The sequence below is a fragment of the Cellulophaga baltica genome (assembly GCF_018861125.1).
Taxonomy (GTDB): domain Bacteria; phylum Bacteroidota; class Bacteroidia; order Flavobacteriales; family Flavobacteriaceae; genus Cellulophaga; species Cellulophaga baltica_A.
The window spans coordinates 692286-712323 of record NZ_JAHKQN010000013.1 but is presented as its reverse complement, the minus strand read 5'-3'; the positions used below and the strand labels follow the sequence as shown (position 1 = coordinate 712323).

General features: G+C 31.7%; 19 protein-coding genes. 10 read left to right on the top strand and 9 right to left on the bottom strand.

The genetic code is table 11. The features are described from left to right. Positions 1-178 precede the first annotated feature (178 nt). Positions 179-1147, bottom strand: coding sequence for a tryptophan--tRNA ligase (gene trpS, locus KO500_RS05765; RefSeq protein ID WP_215955548.1), 969 nt, complete (start codon positions 1145-1147; stop codon positions 179-181). Between the two features lie 175 nt (positions 1148-1322). Between trpS and KO500_RS05760 the strand changes: the two genes are divergently transcribed. Beyond that, entirely contained in the window at positions 1323-2057 is a 735-nt protein-coding gene (locus KO500_RS05760; protein ID WP_215955547.1) for a lysophospholipid acyltransferase family protein, read from the top strand. A 6-nt stretch (positions 2058-2063) separates the two neighbouring features. Here the strand turns inward: KO500_RS05760 and KO500_RS05755 are convergent, their stop codons facing one another. The 4 genes from KO500_RS05755 to recA form a co-directional block, all read right to left on the bottom strand. Next, positions 2064-3536 (bottom strand): hypothetical protein, encoded by a 1473-nt coding sequence (locus KO500_RS05755; RefSeq protein ID WP_215955546.1) that lies wholly within the window; start codon positions 3534-3536, stop codon positions 2064-2066. Between the two features lie 45 nt (positions 3537-3581). After that, positions 3582-4118 carry an RNA polymerase sigma factor gene (locus KO500_RS05750; protein ID WP_215955545.1) on the bottom strand — a complete coding sequence of 179 codons (537 nt, stop codon included), beginning with the start codon at positions 4116-4118 and terminating at the stop codon, positions 3582-3584. 65 nt (positions 4119-4183) lie between these two features. Continuing rightward, positions 4184-4606: a hypothetical protein gene (locus KO500_RS05745; protein ID WP_215955544.1), complete on the bottom strand. Its 423-nt coding sequence runs from the start codon at positions 4604-4606 to the stop codon at positions 4184-4186. An 88-nt stretch (positions 4607-4694) separates the two neighbouring features. Beyond that, positions 4695-5702: a recombinase RecA gene (gene recA, locus KO500_RS05740; RefSeq protein ID WP_215955543.1), complete on the bottom strand. Its 1008-nt coding sequence runs from the start codon at positions 5700-5702 to the stop codon at positions 4695-4697. Positions 5703-5867: 165 nt separating this feature from the next. Here recA and trhO point away from each other — a divergent pair, with 165 nt between their 5' ends. From trhO to KO500_RS17545, 7 genes are all read left to right on the top strand, one after another. After that, a complete protein-coding gene (trhO, locus tag KO500_RS05735) occupies positions 5868-6899 on the top strand; it encodes an oxygen-dependent tRNA uridine(34) hydroxylase TrhO (protein ID WP_215955542.1) in 1032 nt (343 codons plus the stop codon). A 204-nt stretch (positions 6900-7103) separates the two neighbouring features. After that, positions 7104-8516 carry a PSP1 domain-containing protein gene (locus KO500_RS05730; RefSeq protein WP_215955541.1) on the top strand — a complete coding sequence of 471 codons (1413 nt, stop codon included), beginning with the start codon at positions 7104-7106 and terminating at the stop codon, positions 8514-8516. Then, complete coding sequence (locus tag KO500_RS05725) at positions 8509-8994, top strand: gliding motility lipoprotein GldH (RefSeq protein ID WP_215955540.1); 486 nt, start codon at positions 8509-8511, stop codon at positions 8992-8994. The genes KO500_RS05730 and KO500_RS05725 overlap by 8 nt, the downstream gene beginning before the upstream one ends. Before the next feature lie 4 nt (positions 8995-8998). After that, positions 8999-11341: a penicillin-binding protein 1A gene (locus KO500_RS05720; protein ID WP_215955539.1), complete on the top strand. Its 2343-nt coding sequence runs from the start codon at positions 8999-9001 to the stop codon at positions 11339-11341. Between the two features lie 105 nt (positions 11342-11446). Continuing rightward, positions 11447-12154: a CoA transferase subunit A gene (locus tag KO500_RS05715; RefSeq protein ID WP_215955538.1), complete on the top strand. Its 708-nt coding sequence runs from the start codon at positions 11447-11449 to the stop codon at positions 12152-12154. Positions 12155-12170: 16 nt separating this feature from the next. After that, positions 12171-12824, top strand: a complete 654-nt coding sequence (locus KO500_RS05710; protein ID WP_215955537.1) for a 3-oxoacid CoA-transferase subunit B — start codon at positions 12171-12173, stop codon at positions 12822-12824. A gap of 476 nt (positions 12825-13300) precedes the next feature. Beyond that, positions 13301-13471, top strand: a complete 171-nt coding sequence (locus KO500_RS17545) for a DUF6747 family protein (RefSeq protein WP_354668433.1) — start codon at positions 13301-13303, stop codon at positions 13469-13471. A 73-nt stretch (positions 13472-13544) separates the two neighbouring features. Here KO500_RS17545 and KO500_RS05705 read toward each other — a convergent pair whose 3' ends face one another. From KO500_RS05705 to KO500_RS05695, 3 genes are all read right to left on the bottom strand, one after another. Beyond that, complete coding sequence (locus KO500_RS05705) at positions 13545-14555, bottom strand: DUF4837 family protein (protein ID WP_215955536.1); 1011 nt, start codon at positions 14553-14555, stop codon at positions 13545-13547. A 13-nt stretch (positions 14556-14568) separates the two neighbouring features. Further along, positions 14569-16209, bottom strand: coding sequence for a lytic transglycosylase domain-containing protein (locus KO500_RS05700; RefSeq protein ID WP_215955535.1), 1641 nt, complete (start codon positions 16207-16209; stop codon positions 14569-14571). Between the two features lie 125 nt (positions 16210-16334). After that, the gene (locus KO500_RS05695; RefSeq protein ID WP_215955534.1) at positions 16335-17522 is read right to left on the bottom strand and encodes a phosphoglycerate kinase; all 1188 of its coding nucleotides are present in this window, start codon (positions 17520-17522) and stop codon (positions 16335-16337) included. 223 nt (positions 17523-17745) lie between these two features. Between KO500_RS05695 and KO500_RS05690 the strand changes: the two genes are divergently transcribed. Then, on the top strand, positions 17746-18906 hold the full coding sequence (locus KO500_RS05690) for an ATP-binding protein (RefSeq protein ID WP_215955533.1): 1161 nt from the start codon (positions 17746-17748) through the stop codon (positions 18904-18906). Between the two features lie 19 nt (positions 18907-18925). Then, positions 18926-19321 (top strand): DoxX family protein, encoded by a 396-nt coding sequence (locus KO500_RS05685; protein ID WP_215955532.1) that lies wholly within the window; start codon positions 18926-18928, stop codon positions 19319-19321. Between the two features lie 54 nt (positions 19322-19375). Here KO500_RS05685 and KO500_RS05680 read toward each other — a convergent pair whose 3' ends face one another. Continuing rightward, entirely contained in the window at positions 19376-19882 is a 507-nt protein-coding gene (locus KO500_RS05680; protein WP_215955531.1) for an OmpH family outer membrane protein, read from the bottom strand. Positions 19883-20038 lie beyond the last annotated feature (156 nt).

Sequence of the window (20038 nt, the reverse complement as noted above, 5' to 3'; positions counted from 1 at the left end):
AATAACCAACTGAATAGTTTGTATTTTAAAAATTCAATAATGAAATTGAGTTTTTAAAGCAGTTCAACCTTAAAAAGTGAAACTAAATCTATACATCCGTATAATTTCAAAAGCTTTATAAAACAAAAAACCGACTCTTTAGTCGGTTTTTCTATTTCTTGATATTTAGGTATAAATATTAATATCCAACTTTTTCACGAACTCTTACAAGCACCTCATCAGCTATTTTACCAGCTTTCTCTGCTCCAATTTTCAATACTTTATCAATTTCATCTGTATTGTTAATGTAATAATCAAACTTCTCACGAGCATCAGCAAATTTATCGACAACAACTTCATATAAGGCTTGTTTTGCATGTCCGTAACCATAATTACCATTAATGTAATTTGCTCTCATTTCAGCTACTTGCTCTTCACTAGCCAAAATTTTATATAAAGCAAAAACATTATCGGTATCTGGGTCTTTAGGGTCTTCTATTGGAGTACTATCCGTTTGAATACCCATAATTTGTTTTCTTAACTTTTTATCTGTTTGAAAAAGGTTAATCAAATTATTTTTACTCTTACTCATTTTTGATCCATCTGTACCCGGTATATACATAGTTTCTTCTTGAATCTTACCTTCAGGTAATACAAATGTTTCTCCTAATTTCGCATGAAAACGAGAAGCTACATCACGTGTCATTTCAACGTGTTGCAATTGATCTTTACCAACAGGTATAATTTCAGCATCATACAATAAGATATCTGCCGCCATTAACATTGGGTAAGTAAATAAACCTGCATTTACATCATCTAACCTATCTGCTTTATCTTTAAATGAATGCGCTAAAGTCAAACGTTGATATGGAAAAAAACAACTAAGGTACCATGAAAGCTCAGTAGTTTGTGGAACATCACTTTGGCGATAAAAAACAGTTTTATTAATATCTAAACCAAAAGCAAGCCAAGTTGCAGCAACTGCATAGGTGTTATACCTTAATTCTTCACCGTTTTTGATTTGAGTTAACGAATGCATATCTGCAATAAACAAAAATGATTCATTATTTGGGTCATTAGCCATTTCTATTGCTGGCATAACAGCACCTAAAATATTCCCTAAATGTGGTGTTCCTGTGCTTTGTATTCCTGTTAAAACTCGAGCCATTTTACTGTATAATTAGCTTGTAAAGGTAAAACAATTCATAAAAAACAAAAATTGAATCGGCACAATGTTTCTCTAAATTTTAGCTAGTTGAAATTACAATAAAAAATAGTTTACGATACAGTTATTTAAACCTACTAAAGAGCTTTAAAAGTTTTAAAATGTTATTTTTGATTTCATGATAAAATTTCTACAAAAAATAGGCAGTGCTTTATACCAAATATGGTTTTATATTCTTGTAGCGATTCCTATTTTGATTCTTTGGCCATTACTAATCCTCTTTACAATTTCAGAAAAAGGATACCCGTATTTCTTTTGGATTGCAAGGAATATTTGGGCAAACTTTATAATATATGGTATGGGTTGTATTCCTGTTGTTAAAAGAGAAGAAAGAATAAAAAAAGGAGAAAGCTATATGCTAGTGGCTAACCACACGAGCATGTTAGATATTATGCTGATGCTAAAATTAAGTAGAAACCCTTTTGTATTTGTAGGCAAAAAAGAGCTTTCAAAAATTCCTGTTTTTGGATTCTTTTACAAACGTGTATCTATTTTGGTTGACCGTAGTGATCCTAAAAGTAGAACTGCTGTATACCGTAGCGCTCAAAAAAGACTAAAAGACGGATTTAGTATTTGTATATTTCCTGAAGGAGGCGTTCCTGATGAAGATATTGTTTTAGATCAGTTTAAAGATGGAGCTTTTCGAATGGCTATTGCTCATAAAATTTCTATTGTACCTATGACTTTTCATGATAATAAAGCAAGGTTACCATTTACTTTTACGGAAGGAAAACCAGGAAGAACTAGAGCTACTATTCATCGTTTTTTTAAAACCGATGATTTAAATGAAGTAAATAAAGCCTCATTAAAAGAAGAAATAAGAACAGTTATTTTAACTGAACTAAAAAACTAAAAATTATTAAAATTTATAATTAACACCACTATAAATACCAAGTGAAAAAGGTTGAAATTCACCTGAAGTATTTGAGAACGTATTTAATTGGTATTTGAAAAGTGGCTCTACATTAAACATAAATTTTTCAGTAATTTTATAATTAAAACCAAAACCAACATTAGTACTAAAGTTTATAGAATTAATATTGTTAGCTTCCCCTACTTCAGTTCTTTGATCACCTGAATTTAAATAAACACTATTATCAATTAAAAATAAAGAACTTAAACCTCCAATTACATCAAACCCGAAACGTTTGTCTATTAAAGCATAATTAAGCTCAAAAGGAACTTCTATGTAACCAAATTGCTGCAATAAACCACCTTCATATGAACTACTTTTTGCAGTAACATCATTTGAAACAATTAATTCAGAATCAATATTATTTAGTGAACTACTCACAGCAATATTTGTAGCATTAGAATTGTAACTTATATTTTCTAATTTACCTATCGATTCGTTATTAAACGAAGAGGTATATTCTATTTGATTGGTTGTATACCCGTATTCAACTTTATGAATACCCGATCTAATTTTTAATTTTTTACTAACCTCATAAGCAACAGAAACACCGTAGCTTAAATTAACCTCACCAGATTTAGCATTTTGAACAAATGATTCATTAAAAGAAGATCCTTCACCTAACGAATTAAAATATACTGGTGCAACACTTGGCCCAACTGACCACTTACTATCTATTTTCTCTACTTCAACAGTTTCTTCATCATCTTTATAAATTTCATCGAAAATAGATTTCTTTTTAAACTCTTTCTCTCCTACTCCTTCATCTACTGCAACATCATTTTTATTTGAAATTCCTTCTTTAGCTTTATTATGATTAGAAGCTATAGCTGAGTTTTTAGTTTGACCTTGCCCTACTAAAATTTCTTTATTAGACTCATTTTCATCTTTACTAACAACTGTATTATTGTCATTAAAATTAGCTCCCGAAGCATTGTTTTTATTTGAGTCTCCAACAATCTCATTGTATACAGGTGTACTACTTTTATGACTATTGTTTAAACCTACATTTTTTATGTTCTGATTGGTATTTTTAATTTCATCAACAACGTAAGAAGGTTCTTTTCTATAATTGATTTTTTCTTTTTTATTGGTTTGATTACTATCTGATTTAATAGTGCTTAGGTTTTTATTACCCTTTTCTTCAATTAAATTTTTATGCTCTTTATAACTATTAGTTTTACTATTTGTAATCTCAATATCACTATCTGAAAATTCATTTTTGAACAATTGAATTGTAAAAATAAATCCTGCCAATACAGCAGCCACCCCACCTAACTTCCACCAGACAGGAATTATTTTTCGAGACTTCTTTTTTTCTAAAGACGTCTCGATTGCACTCCAAATTTTCTCGTCTGGAATTGCATCAAAATCTTTGAATTGCTCTTTAAACAATTCGTCTATGTTCCGTTTACTCATACTCTAATCTATTGCACAATAGTGCTATACTTTATATATTATTTTTTAAGAAATAACATCTTGTTTTATACTTGTTTCTATCTTCTCTTTTAATATTTTTCTAGCTCTAGCTAGGTTTGATTTTGAAGTGCCAATAGAAGTACCTAAAAGCTCACTAATTTCATGATGTGAATAGCCATCTAAAACATACATATTAAATGTAATTCTATATTTATTTGGCAACTCTTGTATGTATTTTAAAAGGCTTGGTAAGCTTACATCAGAATAACTTGAATCTACTTCTTCAATTTCCTCAACCTCTTCAGAAACAACACTTAAATTTGTTTCCTTTCTATATTTTTGTAATACTGTATTTACAGTAATTCTTTTTATCCACCCTTCAAAAGAGCCTTTAAATTTATATTGATGGATTTTATTAAAGATGGTCATAAAACTATCATGCAAATTATCTTCTGCCTCAGTTTTATTTTTTGAATATTTTAGGCATATCCCAAACAGTACACGAGAGTATTCTCGGTACATTTGTTCTTGTGCTTGCCTATTGCCTTTTTTGCAATTATGTATGAGTTCTTCTAGACTCAAATTTTGTGTATAAGTTTAAGATTTTACTATTTGAAAAATACAACATTTTAGATCTTTATCTAATTTTATTCTACAACAGGCACTTCAATTTCAATATATTCAGCTTTACCAGCTTCATTATTTCCTTTTAAAAATTTAAAAACATAGGTGTTATTATACAGCACAATAAAATTAAATGTAGCTTCTACTTCATCAGATATTTCATCACAATTATCGTCCGAACTAATTAATAGTGAACCAGCAACAACAACATTTCTGATAGTATCGGCCTCTTTAGTAACTTCAAAACCTTCAAAAAAAGCGCAACTTGATGTTCTATCATACGTCACATTAATCTCATACGTTTCATTCAAAACAAATGATTCTGGCATAGTAACAGCCGTAATTGGCAATGCAACAAACTGGAAATTTTCTTGATCTTCTAAACTGCAACCAAAAAGGCTCAACACTAATAATAAAACAAACGAAAAGGATAATTTCTTCACCATAGACCGCATTATTTTATTTGAAGATGTATATAATGCTGATAGGTTGCGTTATAAAAAGAAAAATCCCGATTTTCATCGGGATTTAATATTAAGACTTTACTGTTGAAATAGCTTCTCGTATTTTAACATCGAGCTCTTCAAAAAGCTCAGGATTATCGAGTAATAAGTTTTTGACAGCATCTCTACCTTGCCCAAGTTTGGTATCACCATAACTAAACCAAGATCCACTTTTCTTTACAATTTCAAACTCAACACCTAAATCGATTATCTCACCAACTTTAGATATTCCTTCTCCATACATGATATCAAACTCAGTTTGACGGAAAGGAGGAGCAACTTTATTCTTAACCACTTTTACTCTGGTCTTGTTACCCTTAACATTACCATCAGTATCTTTAATTTGAGTTGATCTTCTTATATCCAAACGAACGGAAGCATAAAATTTCAATGCGTTACCACCTGTTGTTGTTTCAGGGTTACCAAACATTACACCAATTTTTTCACGTAATTGGTTAATAAAAATAACGGTACAATGTGTTTTACTAATTGAGCTTGTAAGCTTTCTAAGTGCTTGTGACATTAAACGTGCATGAAGTCCCATTTTAGAATCTCCCATTTCACCTTCAATTTCACTCTTTGGAGTTAATGCCGCAACAGAATCGACAACAACTATATCAATAGCTCCTGAACGAATTAAATTATCTGCAATTTCTAAACCTTGCTCACCATTATCTGGTTGTGAGATTATAAGATTATCAATATCAACACCTAATTTAGCAGCATAAAAACGATCAAAAGCATGCTCTGCATCAATAAATGCAGCTATACCACCTTTTTTCTGTGCTTCAGCAATAGCATGTAATGTTAATGTAGTTTTACCTGAAGATTCCGGACCATATATTTCAATAACTCTACCTCTTGGGTAACCACCAACACCTAATGCTACATCTAAACCTAACGAACCTGAAGGAATAACTTCAACGTCTTCAACAACGCTATCACCCATTTTCATTACAGCACCTTTACCGTAAGTTTTATCAAGTTTATCTAAGGTAAGCTTTAATGCTTTTAATTTTGCTTCTTTTTCTGCACTCATTTTTTTCCTAATTAGAATGGCTAAATTACCATTTCTTTTTGCATATCGCAATTTGATACACAACCTTTTTACGAAACATCATCAAGATTTTTATTTGCCTATGGGTTCTAATTTTATAAATTTGCAGTTCGAAAAATAATCTTTAACGCGAAAAATTAGTATAGCATGCAACTGTACAATACTTTGAGCGCAAAAGAAAGAGCAGCACTTATTGAAGAAGCTGGTAAAGAACGTCTTACAATCTCTTTCTACAAATATGCGCGTATTGAAAACCCAGAATTATTTAGAAACCACCTGTTTATTACTTGGAATGAACTTGATGTTTTAGGCCGTATTTATGTTGCCAAAGAAGGTATAAACGCACAATTATCTGTACCAGCAGAAAATTTTGAACCTTTTAAAAAACATTTAGACAGTATTTCATTTTTAGAAAATGTGCGGTTAAATATCGCCATTGAACAAGACAATAAATCTTTCTTAAAACTAAAAGTGAAAGTCCGTAAGAAAATTGTTGCTGATGGTTTAGATGACAATACTTTTGATGTCACCAAAAAGGGAATTCATGTTGATGCTAAAAAATTCAATGAACTTATTGAAGATCCTGATACGGTTTTAGTTGATATGCGTAATCATTACGAAAGTGAAATTGGTCATTTTAAAAATGCCGTTACACCAGATGTTGATACGTTTAGAGACTCTTTAGATATTATTGAAAATGATTTAAAAGACCATAAAGTAGACAAAAAATTAGTCATGTATTGTACTGGAGGTATTCGATGTGAAAAAGCTAGTGCATATTACAAACACAAAGGTTTTCAGCAAGTTTACCAGCTTGAAGGTGGTATTATTGAATATACAAGACAGGTTCAAAATAAGAATCTTGAAAATAAATTTATGGGTAAAAACTTTGTTTTTGACCATAGAAGAGGTGAACGTATTACTGATGATATAATATCTAACTGTCACCAATGCGGTAAACCTTGTGATACTCATGAAAATTGTGCCAATGAAGCTTGCCATTTATTATTTATCCAGTGTGAAGAATGCGCAAAAGAAATGAACAATTGTTGCTCAACAGAATGTAAAGAAATTCATGCATTACCTTTTGAGGAACAAAAAGCATTGAGAAAAGGTAAAACTGTTAGTAATAAAATTTTCAAAAAAGGAAGATCTGAGGTTCTTAAATATAAAAAATAATTTAAATCTATTATTTCAAAAAAGAACATCATACATACTTATAAATCTACAAAAATGAGCTAATCTATTTTAGAATAGATTAGCTCATTTTTCAATAATTTTTATCGAATTGAAAAATCACTATCTTTACAGATAATAAATTTTAGTATGAACCTTTTTTCTTGAAAATTTGATAAAATTTATCAAGAAATCAATATATATAATATGGGTTGTAGCAGTTGTTCAACTGGTAAAGACGGACAACCAAAAGGCTGTAAGAACAATGGTACTTGTGGCACTGATGGTTGTAATAAATTAACAGTTTTTGATTGGCTTTCAAACATGTCATTACCAAATGGAGAAAAACCGTTTGATTGTGTTGAAGTCCGTTTTAAAAATAGTAGAAAAGAATTTTTTAGAAATACAGAAAACTTATCATTGGCCATCGGAGATGTTGTAGCTACTCAAGCACAATCTGGCCATGATATTGGTATGGTTACATTAACAGGCGAACTTGTAAAAGTTCAAATGAAAAAGAAAAAGGTTGATTATAAATCATCTGAAGTCCCTAAACTATACCGTAAAGCATCACAAAAAGATATAGATATTTGGCAGAAATGCCGTAATCGTGAACCTGAAATACAAAAACGCTCTCGTGAATTAGCAATTGCACTAAACTTGCAAATGAAACTTTCTGATGTTGAATTTCAAGGTGATGGATCAAAAGCTACATTTTATTACACAGCAGAAGAACGTGTTGATTTTAGACAACTGATTAAAGATATGGCCAAAGCATTTGGTATTCGTATTGAAATGCGCCAGATAGGCTACAGACAGGAAGCACAGCGTTTAGGTGGTATTGGCTCATGTGGTCGTGAACTTTGTTGCTCTACTTGGTTAACAGATTTTAGATCTGTAAGTACCTCAGCAGCACGTTACCAACAATTATCGTTGAATCCGCAAAAATTGGCAGGCCAATGTGGTAAACTAAAATGTTGTTTAAATTACGAACTTGATGTTTATTTAGATGCATTAAAGGATTTCCCTTCTCAAGACACTAAAATAATGACTGAGAAAGGCTTAGCAATATGTCAAAAAGTAGATATCTTTAAAGCTACACTTTGGTTTTGCTATAAAGATGATTGGGCAAACTGGCATGCATTATCAAAAGATCAAGTAAATGAAATGCTTGAGAAAAATAAGCGTAAAGAAAAAGTAAGTGCATTAGAAGAATTTGCTATTGTACCTGTTGAAGAAACTGAAAAAGTTTTTGAAAATGTTGTAGGTCAAGATAGTTTAACACGTTTTGACAAACCTAAACAAAGAAGAAACAATCGCAATAAGAAAAAAGGGAACAATAAAAACCCTAATTCTAATGCGAACAAGAACAACCCAAATCAAAAAAACAACAGACCAAATACTCCAAGGGCAAAACAAAACAATAAACCTAAACCTGCAGGAGGTCAAAAGCAAGCTGGAACTCCAAACCAAAATCGCGGACAAAAGCCTGCTCAAAAACAGCAATCTAAAAAACAAGGTAACCCACAGAAAGAAGAGCAAAAAGGGCAAGGAACAAAAAAACCTAACCCTAATAATAAAAGAAGAAACAATAGAAAAAGACCCGCGAACAATGACTAAATATTTTTTTTCGCTTCTCATTTTAACTCTTTTAGCATCTTGTAATGGTGAAATTGTAAAATCTGAATACAAGACCACTTCTGATGGAAGTTGGGAGAAAGATGATAGTATTGAATTTAAAATTTCAGATATTGATACAATACAATCGCACAATGTTTTTATCAACCTAAGAAACGATGAAACATTTGCTTACAGTAATATTTTTTTAATTGCAGAATTAGATTATCCTAACGGTGCATCAGTAAAAGACACTTTAGAATACGAAATGACTTTACCTGATGGGCAATGGCTTGGAAAAGGTTATGGAAGTATTAAAGAAAATAAGCTTTGGTATAAAGAAAACTTTGTTTTCCCTACTCAAGGTGTATACAGTTTAAAAATATCTCATGCCATGCGCAAAAATGGTAAGGTTAATGGTATCATAGATTTAGAAGGCATTACAGATGTCGGTTATCAAATAGAAAAAAGCAATAAATAAAGCAATGGCAACGGCTAAAAAGAAAAAAACAACAAACAACTATTTTAAATTTATTAAATGGTTTTGGATTTTATTTATCACAGGTTTAATAATACCTGTATTGGTTTTTTTAGCAGCTTCTTGGGGCTGGTTCGGAGAACTTCCAACCTTTGAAAGACTTGAAAATCCTCAAACAAATTTGGCAACCGAAATTATATCATCTGACGGCATTACGCTAGGTAAATATTATTTAGATGATAACCGAACACCAATTCCATTTGAAGAATTACCAAAAAACTTAGTTGACGCACTTGTTGCAACTGAAGACGCTAGATATTATGATCATTCAGGTATTGACGCACGTGGAACACTAAGAGCTTTCGTATTTTTAGGAAAAAAAGGTGGAGCAAGTACCATTTCTCAGCAGTTGGCTAAACAATTGTTTACAGGTAGAGCATCAACGGGCTGGCAGCGTTACACTCAAAAAATTAAAGAATGGGTTATTGCTACTCGTTTAGAAAGACAGTATACTAAAGATGAAATCATTGCCATGTATTTTAATATATATGATTTTAATTACAATGCTGATGGTATACGTTCTGCTGCTAAAATATACTTTAGTAAAGAGCCACATGAATTAAACACGCAAGAAGCAGCTATGCTTGTAGGTATGTTTAAAAATTCATCACTTTACAACCCAGTAAGAAGAGAAGAAATGGTAGTTACTCGTAGAAATACCGTTTTATCTCAAATGGCTAAATATGGCTATTTAGACGAAAAAGTAAAAGATTCGCTACAAAAAATTCCGTTAGGTTTACGATTTTCTCCAGAATCACACCAAGATGGTTTAGCTACGTATTTTAGAATGCACTTGCAAAAATTTTTAAATGATTGGATTGAAAAAAACCCTAAACCTGCCCTTGAAGGTGAAAGAGATAAATGGAATATCTATTTAGATGGTTTAAAAATATATACTACTATTGATTCTCGCATGCAACAAAACGCAGAAGATGCTGTAAAAGAACATATGAAACGTTTGCAAGCAGAATTTTTTCATCAAAATACTCCTGATCGTAATAAAACCGCTCCATTTTTAGATTTAAACTCTAAACAAATAAGTCGTATTTTGGAACGTGCTATGAAAAATTCAGATCGTTGGAGAGAAATGAAAGCGAAAAAGAAATCTGAAAAAGAAATAAGAGCATCTTTCAAAAAACCAACACCAATGGTTGTGTTTGATTGGAATAGTGAGGGTAATGAAAAAGATACCATCATGACTCCTATAGACTCTATTCGCTATTACAAATCATTTCTAAGAACCGCAATGATGTCTATGGAGCCACAAACTGGGCATGTAAAAGCATGGGTTGGTGGTTTAAATTACAAACACTTTCAGTATGATAATGTGATTCAAGGTGCTAGACAAGCAGGTTCAACATTCAAACCATTTGTGTATGCAAGCGCAATTGACCAATTACGACTTTCGCCTTGTGAAACAATATACGATGATGAGTATTGTATTGAGGCTGGAAAGCATGGAAATCAAGAAGCATGGTGCCCTAAAAATTCGGACGGTAAATATTCTTTAAAAAACATGACATTAAAAGAAGCTTTAGCTGGTTCTGTTAATACAGTGACTGCTCAATTAATGGATAAAGTTGGACCAAGAACAGTTGCAAACATGGCTAAAAATATGGGAATCACTAGAGAAATACCCGAGGTTCCTTCAATTGCATTAGGTACACCTGATGTAAATGTTTATGAAATGGTTGGTGCTTTTGGGACATTTGCAAATGCAGGTGTTTATGTAAAACCTGTTTTAGTTACACGTATTGAAGATAAAAATGGAACAGTACTTTATGAGTATGTTCCTGAAACTAGAGACGTAATGAGTAATGAAGTTGCCTATGCAATGGTTGACCTTATGAAAGGTGTAGTTCAATCTGGTTCTGGAGGACGATTACGTCACAACTACAATAAAAACAATCATGTTTATAAAGAGATTATTACAGGCTATCCTTATAACCTAAATAATCCTATAGCCGGTAAAACAGGTACTACTCAAAATAATAGTGATGGTTGGTTCATGGGTATGGTTCCAAACCTAGTCACTGGTGTATGGGTTGGTGGTGAAGAACGAGCGACTCACTTCAAAAGTATCACTTACGGTCAAGGAGCATCAATGGCATTGCCGATTTGGGGCTTATATATGACTAAAAATTATGCAAATAAAGAATTAGATGTTTCTGATGGGGACTTTAAGAAACCTAAAAATATGTCAATCGAATTAGATTGTAAAAAAATACTTGAAGAGAAAACAGAAGAAAGTGCTCCTGCAAATGATGATTTAGAAGATTTAGACTTCTAATAAAAATGGATTATCCAATCAAAAAGCCCTTACTTTTAATACAGTAAGGGCTTTTTAATTTAATTTCAGTATTTTAGAAAGAACTCAATTTAATAAAAATTAATTATGATACTTAAAACTGTCTCTGATGTACAACAAGCGTTAAAAGGTGTTGAAAATGGCATGACATTTATGCTTGGTGGTTTTGGCTTATGTGGTATACCTGAAAAAGCAATAGCAGAACTTGTTACGTTAGGTGTGAAAAACATTACTTGTATTTCAAACAACGCAGGAGTTGATAACTTCGGTTTAGGCCTGTTATTGCAAAAGCATCAGATAAAAAAAATGATTTCTTCATATGTTGGAGAAAATGCTGAATTTGAACGCCAAATGCTTAGTGGAGAACTAGAAGTAGAACTTACTCCTCAAGGCACATTAGCGGAAAAATGCAGAGCAGCACAATCAGGTTTTCCAGCATTTTATACTCCAGCAGGTTACGGAACCGAAGTTGCTGAAGGTAAAGAGGTTCGAGAATTTAATGGCAAAATGTATGTGCTTGAAAAAGCATATACATCTGACTTTTCATTTGTAAAAGCGTGGAAAGGTGACGAAGCAGGTAATTTAATTTTTAAGGGAACAGCAAGAAATTTTAATCCATGCATGTGTGGAGCATCAAAAATCACAGTTGCTGAAGTAGAAGAGTTAGTTCCCGTGGGAGAATTAGACCCGAATGAAATTCACGTACCTGGCATTTTTATACAGCGAATTTTTGAAGGGTCAAAATATGAAAAAAGAATTGAGCAACTAACGGTGAGAACAGATCATAACCCATAGATTTTAAAATATTGATATGTTAGATAAAATAGGAATTGCAAAACGCATAGCAAAAGAAGTTAGAGACGGTTACTACGTAAACTTAGGTATAGGCATACCAACTTTAGTCGCAAATTATGTAGACCAAAATATTAGTGTAGAATTCCAAAGTGAAAATGGTGTGTTAGGAATGGGAGCTTTTCCATTTGAAGGAGAAGAAGATGCTGATATTATAAATGCAGGTAAGCAAACCATTACAACATTGCCTGGAGCGTCTTTTTTTGACTCTGTAACGAGTTTTAGTATGATTAGGGGTCAACATGTCGATTTAACCATTTTAGGCGCAATGGAAGTCTCTGAGGGTGGTGATATAGCAAACTGGAAAATTCCTGGTAAAATGGTTAAAGGTATGGGTGGTGCAATGGATCTTGTAGCCTCAGCGGAAAATATAATAGTTGCTATGATGCATACCAATAGAACTGGAGCATCTAAATTATTAAAAAAATGTAGTTTACCCTTAACTGGTGTTGGATGCGTAAAAAAAATTGTGACCAACTTAGCTGTTATAGAAGTTACTAATAAAGGTTTTAAATTATTAGAACGTGCACCTGGCGTAAGCGTGCAACAAATTATTAATGCTACAGAAGGTACGTTAATTGTTGATGAAGATATCCCAGAAATGATAATATAATTTTACAAACATCATATTTAGATTAATTGACCATTAATTTATATGTATTTCACAACAATAAATTATATTAAAAAAACTTTTTTTCTTAAGTTTACGAAACAAACATAAAACCCCAAGTTTATTTAGTATTAATTTAAAAAACCATTCAACCTATGGACGCTCAGATAAATCAAACAAACGCACAACAAGAAGAAATACAAGTTTATAAAAACAACTTCCTCAGTGGAATTATAGTTTTAATGAAAAAACTTTTCATGTTATAAAACTTGAAATTAAAAAATTAGATACAAAAAGAGCAGACTGAATAGTCTGCTCTTTTCGTATTACGCTACTTTCAACGAGTAAATTTGCTTTACATAGAAAATTAAAAATAATAATTTTTTTATACCTGATATATGCTCTTTTTAACCAATAAAATTTAACAAGAAAAAGCATTGCATGAACTTGCAGTATTGTTAATTTATAATTTGGGGATTATGAGGAATATTTTACTCGTTAAAGAAATTTATTTTGAAGCATTTAGAAACCTGGGGAGTTTTCTAATAAAAAACTACATGAAATTTTATTCATGGTTTTGTTTTGCATTAATTGCTGTTTCAATATTTGCGCTTGTATATAGAATATCTACAGGATATGCTTTTCAATAGCATTTAAATTTCGACAAAAATTAACCCCAATAACAAATGTTATTGGGGTTTTTTATTTTAAGAAATAGAGATATTATTCTTTTGGAGTAGTTTCTTCTATTGAATCAAACTTTAATGTTTTGATGATTGCTTCAAGTTCAAACATATTATCTCTTTTTTGGGTAGCAGGAGCGAACGTAAAGCCCTCAATTATAAGTTTTCGGTGATTTCCCTTATCATTTATAATATACGTTAAGTACGGGCCTCCCATAGGATAATCACTCATTTCCCACAACCCTCTTACTTCTACAGCTTTTTTTCCTGAAACTTCAACAGGGTAAACATGTGGTGCTAAATTTTTCTCTGAAACCATATGATTCTTTTTTCCTGGAATATCTTCGCCTGGAATATAATATGCACCAATAGAATCACGCATTCTAATAATGTCTTTAACTAAAGTAGTGTCAGACTTAAAATAGTCTTCTGGCATTTCGTAAACCACAAGATTCATAGTTCCTTTAGGAACTTGACGATCAATCCACACAAAATTACGTTCTTGCTTCCCTACTCTATAGGCTGATGGAATATCTAAAGTAATGCCAAAATTATTTTTAAGGGCTTGCTCTTTATTTAATGATCTTCTAAATCTATTTTGAGCCTCAGTAATTTCTAATTCTTTAAATGTTTCTATAATTTCAGAGGCTTTAGCATCAATATTAGTTATTATTTCATCAACGGTACTACCTGAAATTACCGCTACATTCTGTGGTCTAGCATAAACATCTTTTTTCAATAAAGCTTTACTTGTACTGTCTTTAGCCACAAATAATACTGAACGTGAATGTCGAATAGTACCCGAAAAAACAGATTGTGGCATGTAATTAATTGTAAACAAAGGTTCTTCTAAAGTTAAACCTACAACAGGAGCTGCAAAATGTTCTCTTACCCTGTCACCTACCTCACCTTGCCAAAGTTCATTATCCATAACCACAGCTAATGAATTAATTGCGCCAGTAGATTCTGGTAGGTATTTTACTTTTTTCTCATCTTTACAAGCAGTAATTACAAGCAGTAAAGCAATGCTTAAAATTTTCAATTTTTTCATGTTCCCCTTTAGTTTATGGTTGACAATCACATAACACAAGTTTCGTGCCTAATTTTAAATTGTTACCACTAATTCCGTTCCACTTTTTTAAATTATCAACAGTTAGTCCAGGGTATTTTCTTGAGATGGTCCAAAGTGAGTCTCCTTGAGAAACTGTATGTATTTTTGTGCCCTTAGGGATTACTCTATTTGTTGACGATTTACTTGCATTTTTAGCAACTGCAGGTCGAGTTTTCCCATAGATTAATAATCGTTGACCAATTTTTAATCTATTACTTCTTAAATTATTCCATCTTTTTAATTGGCTGACACCAACACCATGACTTTCTGCAATTTTACCTAAATAATCACCACTTTTTACATAATAGCGAATTTGGTCTTTAGTATTTACAAACTGTGGTAATGGTTTTTCTTCTGTTTTAGATTCTTTTTCAGCATATGCATAAATTGCATCTTCATTACTTACAAACTTACCAATAGCCGTAATTGGTAAACGCAATGCATAATCTTCACCATCAACATAAGGTATAATATTCAATTTATAAGATGGGTTTAAGACCTCCAATTCTTCCTCAGAAACATTTACTAATTCAGATACATGTTTAAAAGAGATATTCTTTTTAATTAAAATAGTATCGGTTTGAAAATAAGGTCGCTCAGCGTTTTTAGGGTTTATACCATGTTCTTTAGCGTACTCAAATAAATACATAGTGGCTAAAAATGCAGGTACATAACCAGCAGTTTCACGTGGTAAATTTTTTCTAATATTCCAGTAGTTGGTATAACCACCTGACCGTCTAATCGCTTTATTTACGTTTCCTGGTCCAGAATTATATGCTGCTAATGCTAAATCCCAATCTTCAAAAATGCCATACAATTTTGCTAAATATTTACATGCAGCTTGTGTTGACTTTATAGGGTCACTACGTTCATCAACGTAACTACTTACATCTAAGTCATACATTTTACCTGTAGGGTACATGAATTGCCATAAGCCCGTTGCTCCTACTCTAGATTTTGCTTTAGGGTTTAATGCAGATTCAATTACAGCCAAATACTTAAGCTCTAATGGAATATTATAATTAGCTAATTCTTGCTCAAATAATGGAAAATAAAACTGGCTTAAAGTAAGCATACGTTCTATTAACCCTCTTCTTCTTTTCAAATACGAATTAATAACACTTTCAAGTGAAGCATTATATTCAACATTAAAAGGCGTTTTTTGGTTTAGTTTTTCTAAACGAATTTTTAAAGTTTCTGTATCTATAGATGCGTATACATCTTCTCCATTTTCATCTAAAGTTATTGTAGAAACTTCTTCATACATTTCATCAAACAAATGAGCACTATCAGACATTTCTTTTAACCAAATACTATCGTATTTAGCGGCTAATGGATTATCTGGTAATTGAAATTTTTCACCATTTTTCACTAAAAAACCAGGAGCATCTTTTGTACCTATTGATAGTATAGTAGTAGAATCAGGTATGACATTTTGTACTCGAACAGTACTATCTAAGGGAATATCTTTGGCCTGAATAATTCTAATTTTATTACCTGAAGGAGTAATTGAATCAATCTCTTGGGCCACTAAATTTACACTTAAAAACAATGAAGAGTAAAGTGCTAAATATTTAGCTGTATTTTTTATCATAATAAGACCTTTAACAATAAGCAGTTGGCGAAAATCGTGTTTTTTTTACAGAATATAAAATTTTTACTGTAAAAGCCTGCCAATACTAGATGTTAAAGGTCTCTTAAATTATAATTTGTTAAATATTAAAGTATTGCGGCAATACCTGGTAAGGTTTTTCCCTCTAAACTTTCTAACATTGCACCACCACCGGTTGATACATAACTTACTTTATCTTCAAAACCAAATTGCTTAACAGCCGCAACAGAGTCACCACCACCTACTAATGAAAACGCCCCTTTTGAAGTAGCTTCATCAATAAAATTACCAATTGCAATAGTACCTTTTGCAAAAGTTGGCAATTCAAAAACACCAATTGGTCCGTTCCAAAGAATAGTTTTAGACTTTAAAATTACTTCTTTAAAGTTCTCTAATGTTTTTGGACCAGCATCTAAGCCTTCCCAACCATCAGGAATTTCATTTACAGGAACTACTTTTGTATTAGCATCATTGCTAAAATCATCTGCAGCTAAAACGTCAACAGGAATATGAACTTCAACTCCTTTTTCTTTAGCTTGTTTTAAAATATTTAAAGCCAATTCTTGCTTGTCATCTTCACAAATAGAATTACCTACTTTACCCCCTTGAGCTTTAATAAACGTGTACGTCATTCCGCCACCAATAATTAAATGATCAACTTTATCAAGTATATTTTCAATAATTGTAATTTTTGAAGATACTTTTGAACCTCCTAAAATTGCAGTTACAGGCTTTTCTCCTGTTTGCATCACTTTGTCAATAGATTCAATTTCTTTTGCTAATAAATAACCAAAACATTTATCTTCAGAAAAAGATTCTGCAACTATAGTTGTTGAGGCATGTGCTCTATGGGCAGTACCAAAAGCGTCGTTTACATAAACATCACCTAATTTTGCTAATTGAGCAGCAAACTCTTTATCACCTTTTTCTTCTGCAGCATGAAAACGAAGATTTTCTAATAAAAGAACCTCTCCACTTTTTAAATTACTTACAGCTTCTTCGGCAGTACTACCTACACAATCTTCAGCAAATTTTACTGTTACACCAATTATATCAGCAACTTTACTTGTAATGTGCTTTAAAGACATATCAGGATTTACTTGACCTTTTGGTCTTCCTAAATGGCTCATTAAAATTGCACTACCACCATCTTCTAAAACTTTTATAATTGTTGGTTTTGCAGCTTCAATTCTACTTGTATCAGTAACATTTAAATCACCATCTAATGGCACATTAAAATCTACTCTAATTAATGCTTTTTTGTCTTTAAAATTAAAATTGTCTACCGTTTTCATTCTTAATGATTATTTGAATAGTCACAAATGTAAAAATTTATGTGTAGCGATAAGTAATTGACACCGTCTTATTATTGATGATTTAACAGAAACTTGCTAAATCATCAATAATTCTAAGAATTCGGTAAACACTTTAAGATTTCTAACGTTTTCGTATTTATATCAAATTTTAAAGCGTTTAACAATAGCGGTTCGATAATATCAAAAACCTTATATTTGAATCATGTTATTTGATGAAATTCTTGGTTTATCTCATATAAAAAACCATCTAAAATTAAGTGCTGATGCAGGCCGTACACCACATGCTCAATTGTTTATTGGAGCAGAAGGTTGTGGTACCTTACCAATGGCGATTGCTTATGCTCAATATATACTTTGCAACACAACGGAAGGGAAAGTTGAAGATGCTATAAATGCTTGCAATTTAAAATGCAATTCACTAACTCACCCAGATATGCATTTTGCTTTTCCGGTGTCTAATTCTGACAAAGTAAAAAGCCATGCTGTAAGTGATAATTACATTCAAGATTTTCGTGAGTTTGTAAAAGAACAACCTTACGGAAACCTTTTTGATTGGTATTTACAAATTGGAATTGAAAAAAAACAAGGTCAAATTGGTGTTGATGAAGCTCAAGATATTGTAAAAAAACTATCTTTAAAATCATACGAAGGTGGTTATAAGGTTTGTATTATTTGGATGGCTGACAAAATGAATTCTTCAGCTTCAAATAAACTTCTAAAACTTATTGAAGAACCACCTAACAAAACTGTTTTTATTTTAATTGCACAAGATGAAGAACAGATTATACAAACAATCCGATCAAGATGCCAAGTATTACATTTTCCGCCATTAGCTGCTGATGCTATTGCAGGCGGACTTGTAGAAAAAGGTTTGACACAAGAGCAGGCTTTACGAATTGCAAATGAGGCTAACGGAAACTATAACAAAGCACTTGATTTAATGAATAATGATTCGGAAGATTTAGTGTTTGAAAAGTGGTTTGTGCAATGGGTACGTAGTGCTTTTAAAGCAAAAGGAAATAAAGCCGCTATTCATGATTTAATTATGTGGAGCTCTGATCTTGCTAAAACTGGTAGAGAAACACAAAAAAACTTCATCTTATTTTGCATTGCTATGATGCGCCAAGCCATGTTAATTAATTTTAATGTCAAAGAGCTTGCTTACATGCGTGTACATGTAGAAGGTTTTGATATTAATAAGTTTGCGCCTTTTGTACATGAAAATAACATTATAGAAATTACAGATGAACTTGAAAAAGCAATGTACCATATTGAACGGAATGGTAATGCTAAATTGGTTTTCACAGATCTTTCAATAAAACTTACTAGGTTACTCCACAAAAAACCATCTGTAGTTTCTTAACTAATTTTGAAATAGACTTATGCATCAATTTTTATCGTTTGCTACTGAATTACTAATTCTGGCATTTTTAATTATTACATTTTTACAAAGTGGTATTGATAAATTGTTAGACTGGAAAGGCAATGTTACTTGGCTAAAAGGTCATTTTTCCGAAAGTCCGTTTAAGAATATTGTACCACAACTATTAGTTGTTTTGGTAATTTTAGAAATGATTACTGCATTACTATGCTTTGCAGGTATTTACCAGATTTTTACGAGTAGTAAAACAGAATTTGCTTTCTATGCTGCAATTTTATCAAGTATAACACTGTTATGTTTACTTTTTGGTCAACGCATGGCGAAAGATTATGAAGGAGCTAAAACCATTGTTATATATTTTATACCAATTGTTTTATTAGTTTACTTATTACAATAAAAAAAGCCCCAACTTTAAGTTGAGGCTTCTAAATTTCTAATACTAAATTAGAGCTTATTTTTTATATCCGTCGTTTAAAACTTTTAAAACTGGATCTGTAACATCATTAGCTTCAGCACCATAAAGTACGCTTCCACCTTCGCCACCACCTAAAATATATGTGTAACCGTTAGATTTACCGTAAGCATTAATCTCTTTTTTTACTTTACTGATTAAGCTATCCATTTCAGTCTGACTTTCCATTTGTAACTTTTGCTCTTCTTGTTGCAATTGTTGACCAATTATTTGACCTTGTTGTTGCAATTGCGCATATTCTTCCTCTGCTTTTGATTGCGCCATTTTTTGAGCTCTCGTTTGAAAAGCTTGAGCTTTAGCTTGAAAACTTTGAGAAATACTATCTCTCTTTTTTCCGAAAGCTTCCATTTTTACTTTTAAGCTTTCTTCTAAATCCATTTTTTCTTGATAGTCATTCATTACTTTTTGAGTATCAACAAATCCGATTTTACTTTCTTGGCATGCAAAAACACTAAAAAGTGCTAAAGCGATAACTATTTTCTTCATTATTTATATTTAAGTGTTTCGCAAAAATAGAAAAGCTTTTGCGATATATTGTAAAAACTCAGTTATAAAGCTTTAAATATATCTCTTAATTTTATTATAAATACATTCGATTATATAAAAAATGGAAGTGCTAAGCCTAAAAGTCTTACCAAAATA